Here is a 12,521-nt window from a genome sequence, read left to right as displayed (position 1 = left end):
ATGGCCCCGGTGGCCTGCGTCACGTCGATGGCTCGATCGGCTGTCGAGGCGTGGTGCGTTCGTCGGCTATGTTTCTCCTGCCGCCGCCGCCAGAGACGGGCAGCCCAGGTAATCGGCGAGCCGGCGCTGCTCGCGCTGGTCGAGACGCAGGCCGAGCTTGGAGCGACGCCAGAGGATGTCTTCCGCGGTCCGGGCCCATTCGTGCGCGCACAGGTAATCGACCTCGGCGGCGTGGAGATCGGCGCCGAAGTGTTCGCCGAGATCGGTCAGACGCTCGGCCTTGCCCAGGATCGTCAGCGCTCGGGTGCCGTAGTTGAACACCAGACGCGTCGCCATCGACGAGGGCACGAAGGGGTAGCGGGTCTGCAGCGCCGCGACGAGCTGCTGGGGATTGGCGTCATCGCCGCCGGGCAGCGGATGACCGTCGTGGGTCCAGGACTTCTCACGCCGGCCGAGCGTCGGCGCCAGCTGGTCGACGGCATCCTCGGCCAGGCGTCGATAGGTCGTCAGCTTGCCGCCAAAGACGTTGAGCAGTGGCGCGCCACCGGCCGTGTCGAGCTGGATGCGGTAGTCGCGGGTGATCTCGCTGGCGTTGTCCTCGTGATCGTCGAGCAGCGGGCGCACGCCGGAGTAGCTCCAGACCACGTCGTCGGCACTGATCGAGCGCTCGAAGTAGCGGTTGATGGCCTCGCAGAGGTAGGCGATTTCGTCCGGCTCGATCGCCACCTTGCCCGGCGCCCCCGAGTGTTCGACATCGGTCGTGCCGACCAGGGTGAAGTCGCGCTCGTAGGGAATGGCGAAGACGATGCGGCCATCCGGCTGCTGGAAGATATAGGCGTAGTCGTGGTCGAACAGGCGCTCGACCACGATGTGGCTGCCCTTGATCAGACGCAGCGAGTAGGGGTGGTTCTGGGCGGCGATATCGTCCAGGAAGCGCACCGCCCAGGGGCCTGCCGCGTTGACCAGCCCGCGCGCGTGCACCTCGCTGGTCTCGCCGTCGCTCGTCTTGAGCGTCACCTGCCAACCGTCGGCGCTGCGTGTCGCCGTCTCGGCCCGGGTGCGGGTCATGATCCGCGCGCCGCGAGCGGCCGCGTCCATGCAGTTGAGCACCACCAGGCGGGCATCCTGGACCCAGGCATCGGAGTAGGCAAAGCCCTTGGTGAACGCCGCTTTCAACGGCACCCCGGCCGGATGGTCGGCGAACTTGATGCCGTGGGAGTTTGCCAGGGTCTGTTTCCCGCCGAGATGGTCATAGAGAAACAGTCCGATACGGATCATCCACGCCGGGCGCAGGTGCTTCTGATGGGGGAGCACGAAGCGCATCGGCCAGATGATATGGGGCGCCATCTTGAGCAGGACTTCCCGCTCGGATAGCGCCTTGGCCACGAGCTTGAACTCGTACTGCTCCAGATAGCGCAGGCCGCCGTGAATCAGCTTGGTGGAGGCCGACGAGGTATGGCTGGCAAGATCATCGGCCTCGACCAGCAGCACCGAAAGGCCGCGGCCCACGGCATCCCGAGCGATGCCGGCGCCGTTGATGCCGCCGCCGATGACAATCAGATCGTAGCTTTCGTTGGCCATGTTCGGATCTGCTCATGTGTGTTCGGTTTAGATCATTGTGGCGCGAAATCGAACATTATGAACTAGGCAGAAAGTCGTAGACGATCCGACATCCCCGGATGCGGGTCTGAAAATATAAAGATAAATCAAATAAATGTGTCTTGTATTGCCGCGACCAGCAATGTTCGTCAATGAATGTTTGAAACACGATTTACGAATATTTGCGTTTCGTATCGGAACATGGCGGCCCGTTTGGGGTGCCGCCTCCTTCTGAAACTTTAAAGTCAGCCGGGTGCTAAAGCGCAGATCCAAAGCTGAAAGATCATGCGCTTTAAGCGATACTCATAACGATTTTTTCTTGAATGACATAAAAACAGAGGGTTCCAGTTATGAGAAAGATGCTTTGCCCGTTGGCAGCCACGGTGTTCACTGCGGTGTCCCTCTCACCGATTCACGCCTTAGCGCAGGAAAAGACACTGACCATCGGCACCAACAACTGGGCGGAGAACGTCGCTGTCGCCAACCTGTGGAAGCTGGTGCTGGAGAACCACGGCTACGACGTCGAGCTGTCAGCCGTCGGCAAGAGCGCGCTTTACGCTGGGATGGCCGCCGCTGACATCGACCTGTCGCTGGAGATATGGCTGCCGCATACCGACAAGGAATTTCTCGCACCCTACAAGGACACGCTCGAGGTTCACGCTGCCTGGTACGACAAGACCGGACTGGGCCTGGTCGTGCCGAGCTACGTCGATATCGACACCATTCCGGAGCTGGCAAAACACGCCGACGAGTTCGAATATCAGGGTAGACCGACGATCCTGGGTATCGATCCGGGTTCCGCCATCGCCGGGATGACCGACGAGGCCATCGAGACCTACGATCTACCGCTGGCGCAGGTCAACAGCTCGGAGCCGGCGATGATGTCCGCGCTCGACAGCGCCTATCGGGACGAAACGCCGATCGTGGTGACGCTGTGGAATCCGCATTGGGCGTTCGCCGACTACGATCTGAAGTATCTGGCAGACCCGCAAAACGTCTATGGAGACGGCGACACCATCTACTGGTTCTCGCGCCAGGGCTTCGCCGAGGACGACCCCTGGCTGACCGCGGTGCTCGATGTCTGGCACATGAGCGACCAAAGCCTCGGCACGCTGATGTCGGAGATCGAATCTCGAGGCGACCCGGTGGCTGGAGCACGGATCTGGCTCGAAGAGAACCGGGACCAGGTCGATGAATGGCTGGCCGCTGGCGAGCGAATTCAGCCTTAGGCTTTCGGCCACACGCTCCCGGCGATGTCCGATGGGGTCACTTAGACTGAATGCCCCCTCGCTGCAACCACCTCTTCTCACGCTATTGGACAATTGATTAAACGCTACTTCACGCTCTAGTCTGTGCCGATTGCCGGCTGTCTGACAGGCCGGCATTACAACGACAAGCGGCCACAAGCCGATATCACAAGAACAGCGATAGCTGTGCAGGAGATGGATAATGAAGAAGACGCTGCTTGCGGCTGGCATTGCCGCCATGATGATGGGCGCGACCCCGGTCATGGCCAAGACGCTGGTCTACTGCTCCGAAGGCTCGCCGGAGGGGTTCGATCCCTCGCTCTACACGGCTGGCACCACCTTCGACGCGTCGAGCAAGACGATCTACAACCGCCTGGTGCAGTTCAAGCCGGGTACCACCGAAGTCGAACCGGCCATCGCCGAGAGCTGGGACGTGTCGGACGACGGCCTGGAAGTGACCTTCCACCTGCGCGACGACGTCAAGTTCCAGACCACCGACTTCTTCACTCCCAGCCGACCGCTCAACGCCGACGACGTGATCTGGACGTTCGAGCGTCAGATGGACGAGAACAACCCGTATTACAAGCTGGCCAACGGCAGTTTCGAGTACTTCAACGCGATGTCGATGGGTGATCTGATCGAGTCGATCGACAAGGTCGACGACCACACCGTGAAGTTCGTGCTGACCGAGCCCAACGCACCGTTCGTGGCCAACCTGGCGATGGACTTTGCCTCGATCCACTCCAAGGAGTACGAGCAGCAGCTGCTCGACGAGGGCAAGCCGGAGCTGGCCAACCAGCAGCCGATCGGTACCGGTCCGTTCCAGTTCGTCAACTATCGTGAAGACGCAGCGATCCGCTACCAGGCCAACCCGGACTACTTCCGCGGCAAGCAGCCGATCGACAACCTGGTCTTCGCGATCACCTCCGATGCCCAGGTGCGTTACCAGAAGCTGATGGCCGGCGAGTGCCAGGTGATGCCGTTCCCGAATCCGTCCGACGTCCAGGCGATGCAGCAGAACGCTGACATCAACGTGCTCGAGGAAGCCGGTCTCAACGTGGCGTATCTGGCCTACAACACCCAGATGGCACCGTTCGACAAGCCGGAAGTGCGCAAGGCGCTGAACATGGCGATCAACAAGCAGGCGATCATCGATGCGGTGTTCCAGGGCGCCGGTCAGGTGGCCAAGAACCCGATCCCGCCGTCCATGTGGGGCTACAACGACGCCATCCAGGATGATCCGTACGACCCCGAGAAAGCCGAGCAGATGTTGAAGGATGCGGGGGTCGAGAATCTGAAGATGAACATCTGGGCGATGCCGGTTCAGCGTCCGTACATGCCCAACGCGCGACGGACCGCCGAGCTGATGCAGTCGGACCTGTCGAAAGTCGGCGTCGATGCGCAGATCGTCACCTACGAATGGGGCGAGTACCTGAAGCGCTCCTCGGACGTCGACCGTGACGGTGCGGTCATCCTCGGCTGGACGGGCGACAATGGCGATCCGGACAACTTCCTGGGCGTGCTGCTCGGCTGTGACGGTGTCGGCGGTGCCAACCGTTCCCAGTGGTGCTATCAGCCGTTCGACGAGCTGATCCAGAAAGCTCGCACCCTGGATAGCCAGGAAGAGCGCGCCAAGCTCTACGAGCAGGCCCAGGAGATCTTCAAGGAGCAGGCGCCGTGGGACACCCTGGCCCACTCCACGGTCTTCATGCCGCTTCGCAAGGAAGTGACCGGCTACAAGATCGATCCGCTCGGCGGCCATAGCTTCGAAGGCGTCGACATCGAGTGATTCTCTCCTAGCGAAGACGCGGGGCGGCCCTGACAGCCGCCCCGCGTCTTATCGCGTGACTAGCCAGACCTCCAAAATGTTCAAATTCTTTCTGATCAAGCTGGCGCAGCTGGTCCCGACGTTCATTGGCGTCACCATCGTTGCGTTCGCTTTCATTCGCCTGTTGCCGGGCGATCCGATTCTACTGATGGCGGGGGAGCGCGGCATTTCCGCCGAACGTTACGCCCAGCTCGAGTCCCAAATGGGTTTCGACCGCTCCCTGGTCGTCCAATATCTCGATTTCCTGAAGGGGTTGCTGCACGGCGATCTCGGTAACTCCCTGGTGACCCACGCCCCGGTGATGGACGAGTTCATGAGCCGCTTCCCGGCGACGCTCGAACTCTCGCTCTTTGCCCTGGCGTTCGCCGTCATCATCGGCCTGCCGGCCGGCGTGCTGGCCGCGGTCAAGCGTGGCAAGACGCTCGATCACACCATCATGGGGGTCAGCCTGACCGGCTATTCGATGCCGATCTTCTGGTGGGGCCTGCTGCTGATCATGCTGTTCTCGAGCACCCTGGGCTGGACCCCGGTCTCGGGGCGCATCTCGTACATGTACTTCATCGAGCCGGTCACCGGCTTCATGACCATCGACAGCCTGATCGCCGGCGATTGGGGCGCGTTTCTCTCCTCGCTGCACTACCTGATCCTGCCGTCGATCGTGCTGGGGACGATCCCGCTGGCGGTCATCGCCCGGCAGACCCGCTCCTCGATGCTCGAGGTGCTGGGCGAGGACTACGTGCGCACCGCACGCGCCAAGGGACTGTCCAATTTCCGCGTGATCATGGTGCACACCCTGCGCAATGCGCTGATTTCGGTGGTGACGGTGATCGGTCTCCAGGTGGGCCTGCTGCTGGCGGGAGCGATCCTGACCGAAACGATCTTCTCGTGGCCCGGCATCGGCAAGTGGATGATCGACGCGATCTCGCGACGCGACTATCCCTCGGTGCAGGGTGGCCTGGTCCTGATCGCGTTCATCGTGATGATCGTCAATCTGCTGGTCGATCTCGCCTATGGCGTCATCAACCCGCGCATCCGCCATTAACAGGGGGCTTTCATCATGAGTACCATTTCTACCCCCGCCGCACCCGGCTCGTTCCGCTACCAGCTGGCGTCCTTCTGGAGCGATTTCAGCGCCAGTCGTGGCGCGCTGGTCGGTCTGATCTTCATCGTCTTCATTCTGCTCGTCGCGCTGTTCGCACCCTGGGTCGCACCTCACGACCCGGCGATGCAGGATCGTGCGGCGCTGCTGGTGCCGCCGGTGTGGCATGCCGAAGGAAGCTGGAACTACATCCTCGGCACCGACGCGGTAGGTCGCGACATCCTCTCGCGGTTGATCTTCGGCGCGCGCTATTCGCTCTCGATCAGCGCCATGGTGGTGGTGATCTCGATGGGCGTGGGGATTTTCCTCGGCCTTCTGGCCGGGTATTTCCGCGGCTGGATCGAGACCGTCATCACCCGCGTGATGGACGTGGTGCTGGCGTTCCCCAGCCTGCTGCTGGCGCTGGGCCTGGTCGCCATCCTCAGCCCCGGCCTGACCAGCGCCATGATCGCCATCGCGCTGGTCCAGTTGCCTTACTTCGTGCGCCTGACGCGAGCGGCGGTGATCGGCGAGAAGAATCGCGAGTACGTCATCGCCAGCCGGCTCTCCGGTGCCGGGCACCTGCGCCTGATGTTCAACACCTTGCTGCCCAACTGCATGGCGCCGCTGATCGTGCAGGCGACGCTGTCGTTCTCCACCGCGATTCTCGACATCGCGGCGCTGGGCTTCCTCGGCATGGGTGTCCAGCCGCCGACGCCGGAGTGGGGTGCGATGCTGGCTAACGCCCGCGAGTTCATGGGCAGCGCCTACTGGGCGGTGACGTTTCCGGGGCTGATCATCCTGCTGACCGTGCTGATGATCAACCTGATGGGTGATGGCCTGCGCGATGCGCTGGATCCCAAGATGAAAAGATCGTGAGCGCTTCGCCCGCCCTGGCGCCTGGCGTCCGGGGCGGGTGCGGCGACGCGATGAGGAGTTGTCATGGCATTACTAGATATTGAAGGCCTCAGTGTTCGCTTCAAGACCAGCAGCGGCCTGTTCGCTGCCGTGGAAGGGGTCGACATCAATGTCGACCGCGGCGAAGTGTGGTCGATCGTCGGCGAATCCGGCTCGGGCAAGTCGGTGTCGATGCTCGCCACCATGGGCCTGCTGCCGTGGACGGCGCAGGTCACCGCCGACAAGATGGCGTTCGACGGCCAGGACCTGCAGCAGCTGAGTTCGCGTCAGCGCCGACGAATCGTCGGCGGCGAAATGTCGATGATCTTCCAGGAGCCGATGAGCAGCCTCAATCCCTGCTTCACCGTCGGTACCCAGATCGACGAAATGATCAAGCAGCACCTGGGCGGCTCCCGCAAGGAGCGCCACGAGCGTGCGCTGGACCTGTTGGCACAGGTCGGGATTCCCGATCCGGCACGCCGGATCAAGGCCTATCCCCACCAGATGTCCGGCGGCATGAGCCAGCGGGTGATGATCGCCATGGCGATCTCCTGCAATCCGCGGCTGCTGATCGCCGACGAGCCGACCACGGCGCTCGACGTCACCATCCAGGCGCAGATTCTCGAGCTGCTGCTGCGGCTGCAGGAAGACACCGGCATGGCGCTGATTCTGATCACCCACGACATGGGCGTGGTGGCGGAGACCGCCAAGCACGTGGTGGTGCAGTATGCCGGGCGCCAGGTCGAGAAACAGGATGTGAAGTCGCTGTTCGCCAATCCACGCCACCCGTATACCGAGGCGCTGCTGTCGGCGCTGCCGGAGCGGGCCGGCGATCAGGACCGGCTGCCGACCATTCCCGGCGTCGTCCCCGGTCAGCATGATCGTCCGAGCGGGTGTCTGTTCAATCCGCGTTGTCGCTACGCCACCGAGCACTGCCGCGAGGTGGAGCCGGTACCGGCGCCGGACGACCCCGCCCGAACGCTGTGTCACTATCCACTGGAAGATGGGGTTTCGCCGTCGCCGGCTGCGGCGGGCGTGGCGCGAGACAACCCGCAATCCGGCCCGCATAGAGAGGTGCGCCCATGAGTCGCGATGCCGTATTGAGCGCCGTCAATCTCACCCGTCACTATCAGATCAAGGGTGGCCCGTTCTCCCGGCCGGCGACGGTGAAGGCGCTCAACGAGGCGACCTTCGAGCTCTACCCCGGCCAGACCCTGGCGGTGGTCGGCGAGTCCGGCTGCGGCAAGTCGACCCTGGCCCGGGTGTTGACGATGATCGAGCCGCCCACCAGCGGCAAGCTGACCATCAGCGGGCACGAGGTGTCGCTCAAGGAGGGGCAGCGCCCGCCGGCGGCGCTGCGCCGCGAGGTCCAGATCATCTTTCAGAATCCCTACGGGTCGCTCAATCCGCGCAAGACCGTGGCGACCATGCTGGAGGAGCCGCTCAAGCTCAATCGCAAGGAGATGAGTGCGGCGGCGCGGCGTGAGGCAGCGCTGGAGATGATCGCCAAGGTGGGCCTGCGACCGGAGCATGCCGATCGCTATCCGCACATGTTCTCCGGCGGCCAGCGCCAGCGTATCGCGATCGCCCGCGCCTTGATGCTCAACCCCAAGATCCTGGTCCTCGACGAGCCGGTCTCGGCGCTGGATCTGTCGATCCAGGCCCAGGTGCTCAACCTGCTGGCGGATCTGCAGGAGGAGTTCGGGCTGGCCTACGTGTTCATCTCCCACGACCTGTCGGTGGTGCGACGCATCGCCGATGACGTGATCGTGATGTACTTCGGCCAGCCGGTGGAGACGGGGCCGGCGGAAGAGGTCTTCACCACCCCGCGCCATCCCTACACCCAGGCGCTGTTCTCGGCGACGCCGGTGGCGGATCCCAACCGCCGGCGCGAGCGCGTCCACCTCAAGGGCGAGCCGCCGTCGCCGCTGGCACCGCCGCCGGGCTGCCCGTTCGCCCCACGCTGCCATCTGGCGACCGATGCCTGCACCCAGGACGATCCGCCGCTGGAGCGCGTCGACGATCGGGTCGAAGTGGCCTGCATCCATGTCGATCAAGCGATGGCCCGGTACGCTCGAGCCGGTTGAGGCGAATGCCGTTGCCGGGTGACGTCAGCGCCGAATGCCTCCGGGCATTCGGCGTTCGTCGTCTGGCGGGGAGGCTACCTCCGGGGGAGAATTGGCTACGCTAAAGACAGGTACGCTACCCGGTGTTCGTCGCGGCGAGCGGGGTAGCCGAATCGCATCAGTCATCATCTCGAGGGGAAGCGATCATGTCTCAGCAGATACTGGTACCCATCGATGGCTCGGCCAGCGCGCGCAAGGCGCTGGAGCACGCCTGCCTGATCCAGCGCGCGACCCAGGCCGGCATTCACCTGCTGCACGTTCCCGAGGTGCCGATTGCCAAGGATTCGCTTGGTGCGATGGTCGGTGCCTCACCGGTCGACTACACGCCGGAGAAGGGGCATCTCGCGGGGGAGCACTTGCTGGAGGAAGCGTGGCAGGCGGTAGGCGGGGGCGACGGCGCAGTGACCTACCACGTCGTGGAAGGGCGACCGGCCCAGACGATCGTCCAGCAGGCGACCGATCTCGGCGTCGACATGATCATCATGGGCAGCCGTGGCCTCAGCGACCTCAAGAGCCTGGTGGTCGGCAGCGTGTCGCACAAGGTGTCGCATATCGCGCCCTGCCCGGTGATCACCCTGCACGTGCCGGACTAGGCGCTGCCGGTCAGATATCCGTTGCCGGACCCGGGCCGCCTGCTGGGTCGGCCCCCGCCTGTCGGCGCGCTCGATACCGGGTCAGGCAACGCTCGATTGCGCCGCCGACGTGTCGGCGGCGAGGCGCGCCCGCCGTGCCAGACGCTGCTCCTCGGCGTCGAACAGGTGCAGCGGGCCGTCGACCGCGAGCCGGATCTCGCTGCCCTCGCGCAGCGCCGCGGCCTCCAGCGTGGCCAGCGGCAGCCGCGCGGTGAGCGGGGCATCGAGCCCCGGCAGGCGGCAGTAGACCAGGGCATCCACCCCCAGGCGCTCGATCATCTCCAGCGTGACCGCGAACTCGCCCTGCGGGTCGAGGCGCAGATGTTCCGGGCGTACGCCCAGGGTGGCGGCACGCTTGGGGGCCTTGGCGTCTGCGAGCGCCGCTGTCTCGGGCTCGGCTTTGGCCCTGGTTTGGGTTTCGAGGGCTTCGGTCTCGCGGGCGTCGTTCTCGAGTGCTTCTGTATCGAGGATCAGGCCGCCGGGCAGCCGTGCACGGCCGTCGGCCTGGGTCACCGGCAGCAGGTTCATCGCCGGTGAGCCGATGAAGCGCGCCACGAAGCAGCTGGCGGGTGTCTCGAACAGGCTCATCGGGGTGCCGATCTGCTCGATTCGGCCATCGCGCAGCACCACTAAACGGTCGGCCAGGGTCATCGCCTCGACCTGATCGTGGGTGACATAGAGCATGCTCGCACCCAGGCGCTGCTGCAGGCGCCGAATCTCCAGGCGCATCTGCACGCGCAGCGCGGCGTCGAGATTGGAGAGCGGCTCGTCGAACAGGAACACGGTCGGCTCGCGCACGATCGCCCGGCCCATCGCCACGCGCTGGCGCTGGCCGCCGGAGAGCTGGCGCGGGCGGCGTTCGAGCAGCGCCTCGATCCCCAGCAGGGCCGCGGCCTCGCATACCCGGCGGGTGATCTCCTCGCGCGGGCGCTTCTGCAGCTTGAGCGCGTAGGCCATGTTGTCGAACACACTCATGTGCGGGTAGAGGGCGTAGTTCTGGAACACCATCGCCACGCCACGCTGGGCCGGCTCCAGCTGGTTGGCCAGCCGCCCGCCGATCTCGAGCTCGCCATCGCTGATCGTCTCGAGCCCCGCCACCATGCGCAGGAAGGTCGACTTCCCGCAGCCCGAGGGGCCCACGACGACCATCAGCTCGCCGGGTTCCAGGGTCAGATCGATGCCATCGACGGCGCGCTGGCCGCCCTTGTAGGTCTTGACGAGCTGGCGACAGGTCAGTGTGGCCATGGGTCGAGTCTCTTGGTGTTGAAGGTCACTTTTCGGCATCGGTCAGCCCACGCACGAAGAAGCGCTGCATGGCGACGATCACCACCACCGGGGGCAGCACCGTGAGCAGCGTCATCGCGGTGGCCAGTTGCCACGGTGGCAAGGTGTCGGTGGACTGCACCAGGTTCTTCAGACTGATCACGGCGGTGGCGTGATCGGGCGAGTTGGCCGCCAGCAGTGGCCACAGATACTGGTTCCAGCCGTAGATGAACATGATCACGAACAGCGCCGCGAGGTTGGTCCGCGACAGCGGCAGCACGAAATCCTTGAGAAAGCGCAGCGGCCCGGCGCCATCCAGCCGCGCCGCCTCGAACAGCTCCGACGGCAGGCTCAGAAAACACTGGCGCAGCAGGAAGGTGGCGGTGGCCGAGGCGATCAGCGGCAGAATCATCCCCGCGTAGGTGTCGATCAGCCCGAAGCGCGCCACCACGCCGTAGGTCGGCACGATGCGCACCTCCACCGGCAGCATCAGGGTGACGAAGATCAGCCAGAAGCAGAGCGTGCGGCAGGGGAAACGGAAGAACACGATGGCGTAGGCGGCCAGCAGCGAGATCGCGATCTTGCCCAGGGCGATACCCAGCGCCATCACCAGCGAGTTGCCGAGCAGGCGCAGCGCACTGACCCCCAGCCCCGGCATCGGCTGGGACAGTAGCTGCCAGTAGTTGACCAGCCCCTGGTCGCCGAACCACAGCGGGGCGATGCCGCTCTGCAGGTCGGCGGCACTGTGGGTGGAGGCGGTGAGTGCCAGCCACAGCGGTAGCCCGAAGATCACCGCGCCAATGATCAGCAGCAGATGGGTGAGGCCGTCGAGGCCGGGGCGACGATAGCGCATCAGTAGGCGACCCTGCGTTCGAGATAGCGGAACTGGATGAAGGTGAGCACCCCGACCAGCAGCATCAGCAGCACCGACTGGGCGCTGGAGCCGCCCAGGTCGCGACCCACGAAGCCATCCTCGTAGAGCTTGTAGACCAGGGTACGGGTAGCGCCGCCGGGCCCGCCCAGGGTGGTGTTGTCGATGGTGGCGAAGGTCTCGAACAGCACGTAGACACTGTTCATCACCAGCAGGAAGAAGGCGGTCGGCGACAGCAGCGGCAGGGTGATGCCGAAGAAGCGCCGGAACGGCCCGGCGCCGTCGATGGCGGCGGCCTCGAGCAGCGAGGCGGGGATCATCTGCAGCCCGGCGAGAAAGAACACGAAGTTGTAGCTCATCTGTTGCCAGATCGAGGCGATCACCACCAGCGCCAGCGCCTGGCCGGGGTCGAGCTGGGCATCCCAGTGCACGCCGAAGACGCCCAGGGCGTGGGTCAGCACGCCGAGCACCGGGTCGAACATGAACAGCCACAGAAGCCCCGCCACCGCCGGCGCCACCGCATAGGGCCAGGTGAGCAGCACCCGATAGAGCCTGGCGCCATGGAGCACGCGGTCGGCGAGCACCGCCAGCAGCAGTGCCAGGCCCATGGCGCCCGCCGCCACCAGCAGGCTGAACAGCGCGGTGACGCCGAAGGCGTGCCAGTAGCCGGGGGAGCTGAGCACGTGCTGAAAGTTGGCGAGCCCGACGAAGCGCTCGCCGAGGCCGAAGGCATCCTGCACATAGAACGCCTGGCGCAGCGACTCGGCGGCGGGCCAAAAGAAGAAGATGGCGACCACCGCGAGCTGGGGCGCCAGCAGCAGCCAGGGAGTGACGGAGTGACGTTCGAAAGTGGTCATCTTGATCGGCACAGCGGGCGGCTTGCGCCGCCCGCTTTCAGGGACTCGACAGGAGAGAAGGACATCTCAGGCGCTTAGGGTTTGGACACAAAATCAGCGCGCGCAGGTCGTTTTCGTACGCAG

At 64.7% G+C, this 12,521-nt stretch carries 11 protein-coding genes; 7 read left to right on the top strand and 4 right to left on the bottom strand.

The window, feature by feature from the left end; translation table 11 throughout:
- Positions 1-66: 66 nt before the first annotated feature.
- A complete protein-coding gene (gene glpD, locus AAGT95_RS04715) occupies positions 67-1,581 on the bottom strand; it encodes a glycerol-3-phosphate dehydrogenase (RefSeq protein ID WP_342595689.1) in 1,515 nt (504 codons plus the stop codon).
- 368 nt (positions 1,582-1,949) lie between these two features.
- Here glpD and AAGT95_RS04710 point away from each other — a divergent pair, with 368 nt between their 5' ends.
- The 7 genes from AAGT95_RS04710 to AAGT95_RS04680 all read left to right on the top strand — a co-directional run bounded on the left by AAGT95_RS04710 (position 1,950) and on the right by AAGT95_RS04680 (position 9,368).
- Positions 1,950-2,828 (top strand): glycine betaine ABC transporter substrate-binding protein, encoded by an 879-nt coding sequence (locus AAGT95_RS04710; RefSeq protein WP_342595688.1) that lies wholly within the window; start codon positions 1,950-1,952, stop codon positions 2,826-2,828.
- A gap of 220 nt (positions 2,829-3,048) precedes the next feature.
- Positions 3,049-4,635 (top strand): ABC transporter substrate-binding protein, encoded by a 1,587-nt coding sequence (locus tag AAGT95_RS04705; protein ID WP_110601375.1) that lies wholly within the window; start codon positions 3,049-3,051, stop codon positions 4,633-4,635.
- Positions 4,636-4,711: 76 nt separating this feature from the next.
- Positions 4,712-5,716 (top strand): ABC transporter permease subunit, encoded by a 1,005-nt coding sequence (locus AAGT95_RS04700; protein WP_110707515.1) that lies wholly within the window; start codon positions 4,712-4,714, stop codon positions 5,714-5,716.
- Positions 5,717-5,731: 15 nt separating this feature from the next.
- Positions 5,732-6,631: an ABC transporter permease subunit gene (locus tag AAGT95_RS04695; protein ID WP_110601372.1), complete on the top strand. Its 900-nt coding sequence runs from the start codon at positions 5,732-5,734 to the stop codon at positions 6,629-6,631.
- Positions 6,632-6,694: 63 nt separating this feature from the next.
- Complete coding sequence (locus AAGT95_RS04690) at positions 6,695-7,735, top strand: ABC transporter ATP-binding protein (protein ID WP_342595687.1); 1,041 nt, start codon at positions 6,695-6,697, stop codon at positions 7,733-7,735.
- Positions 7,732-8,736, top strand: a complete 1,005-nt coding sequence (locus AAGT95_RS04685) for a dipeptide ABC transporter ATP-binding protein (RefSeq protein ID WP_110601369.1) — start codon at positions 7,732-7,734, stop codon at positions 8,734-8,736. The genes AAGT95_RS04690 and AAGT95_RS04685 overlap by 4 nt, the downstream gene beginning before the upstream one ends.
- 185 nt (positions 8,737-8,921) lie before the next feature.
- Complete coding sequence (locus AAGT95_RS04680; RefSeq protein WP_342595686.1) at positions 8,922-9,368, top strand: universal stress protein; 447 nt, start codon at positions 8,922-8,924, stop codon at positions 9,366-9,368.
- Positions 9,369-9,449: 81 nt separating this feature from the next.
- Here AAGT95_RS04680 and AAGT95_RS04675 read toward each other — a convergent pair whose 3' ends face one another.
- From AAGT95_RS04675 to ugpA, 3 genes are read right to left on the bottom strand one after another with little or no spacing between them, the layout of a single operon-like run.
- Entirely contained in the window at positions 9,450-10,652 is a 1,203-nt protein-coding gene (locus AAGT95_RS04675) for a sn-glycerol-3-phosphate ABC transporter ATP-binding protein UgpC (protein WP_342595685.1), read from the bottom strand.
- A gap of 25 nt (positions 10,653-10,677) precedes the next feature.
- Positions 10,678-11,523, bottom strand: coding sequence for a sn-glycerol-3-phosphate ABC transporter permease UgpE (ugpE, locus tag AAGT95_RS04670; RefSeq protein ID WP_110601364.1), 846 nt, complete (start codon positions 11,521-11,523; stop codon positions 10,678-10,680).
- Positions 11,523-12,398, bottom strand: a complete 876-nt coding sequence (gene ugpA, locus AAGT95_RS04665) for a sn-glycerol-3-phosphate ABC transporter permease UgpA (protein ID WP_342595684.1) — start codon at positions 12,396-12,398, stop codon at positions 11,523-11,525. Before ugpA ends, ugpE begins: the two co-directional genes overlap by 1 nt.
- Between the last annotated feature and the right edge of the window lie 123 nt (positions 12,399-12,521).

The organism is Salinicola lusitanus (assembly GCF_038648475.1).
Lineage (GTDB): Bacteria > Pseudomonadota > Gammaproteobacteria > Pseudomonadales > Halomonadaceae > Salinicola > Salinicola lusitanus.
Note: the sequence above shows the minus strand (reverse complement) of the source record. Positions and strands in the feature narration are given on the sequence as shown.

Excerpts from the sequence above, each read along its gene's own strand:
- AAGT95_RS04690 (WP_342595687.1), top strand. The coding sequence starts at position 6,695 with ATGGCATTACTAGATATTGAAGGCCTCAGTGTTCGCTTCAAGACCAGC.
- AAGT95_RS04675 (WP_342595685.1), bottom strand. The coding sequence starts at position 10,652 with ATGGCCACACTGACCTGTCGCCAGCTCGTCAAGACCTACAAGGGCGGC.
- glpD (WP_342595689.1), bottom strand. The coding sequence starts at position 1,581 with ATGGCCAACGAAAGCTACGATCTGATTGTCATCGGCGGCGGCATCAAC.
- ugpA (WP_342595684.1), bottom strand. The coding sequence starts at position 12,398 with ATGACCACTTTCGAACGTCACTCCGTCACTCCCTGGCTGCTGCTGGCG.
- AAGT95_RS04685 (WP_110601369.1), top strand. The coding sequence starts at position 7,732 with ATGAGTCGCGATGCCGTATTGAGCGCCGTCAATCTCACCCGTCACTAT.
- AAGT95_RS04700 (WP_110707515.1), top strand. The coding sequence starts at position 4,712 with ATGTTCAAATTCTTTCTGATCAAGCTGGCGCAGCTGGTCCCGACGTTC.
- AAGT95_RS04680 (WP_342595686.1), top strand. The coding sequence starts at position 8,922 with ATGTCTCAGCAGATACTGGTACCCATCGATGGCTCGGCCAGCGCGCGC.
- AAGT95_RS04695 (WP_110601372.1), top strand. The coding sequence starts at position 5,732 with ATGAGTACCATTTCTACCCCCGCCGCACCCGGCTCGTTCCGCTACCAG.
- ugpE (WP_110601364.1), bottom strand. The coding sequence starts at position 11,523 with ATGCGCTATCGTCGCCCCGGCCTCGACGGCCTCACCCATCTGCTGCTG.
- AAGT95_RS04710 (WP_342595688.1), top strand. The coding sequence starts at position 1,950 with ATGAGAAAGATGCTTTGCCCGTTGGCAGCCACGGTGTTCACTGCGGTG.
- AAGT95_RS04705 (WP_110601375.1), top strand. The coding sequence starts at position 3,049 with ATGAAGAAGACGCTGCTTGCGGCTGGCATTGCCGCCATGATGATGGGC.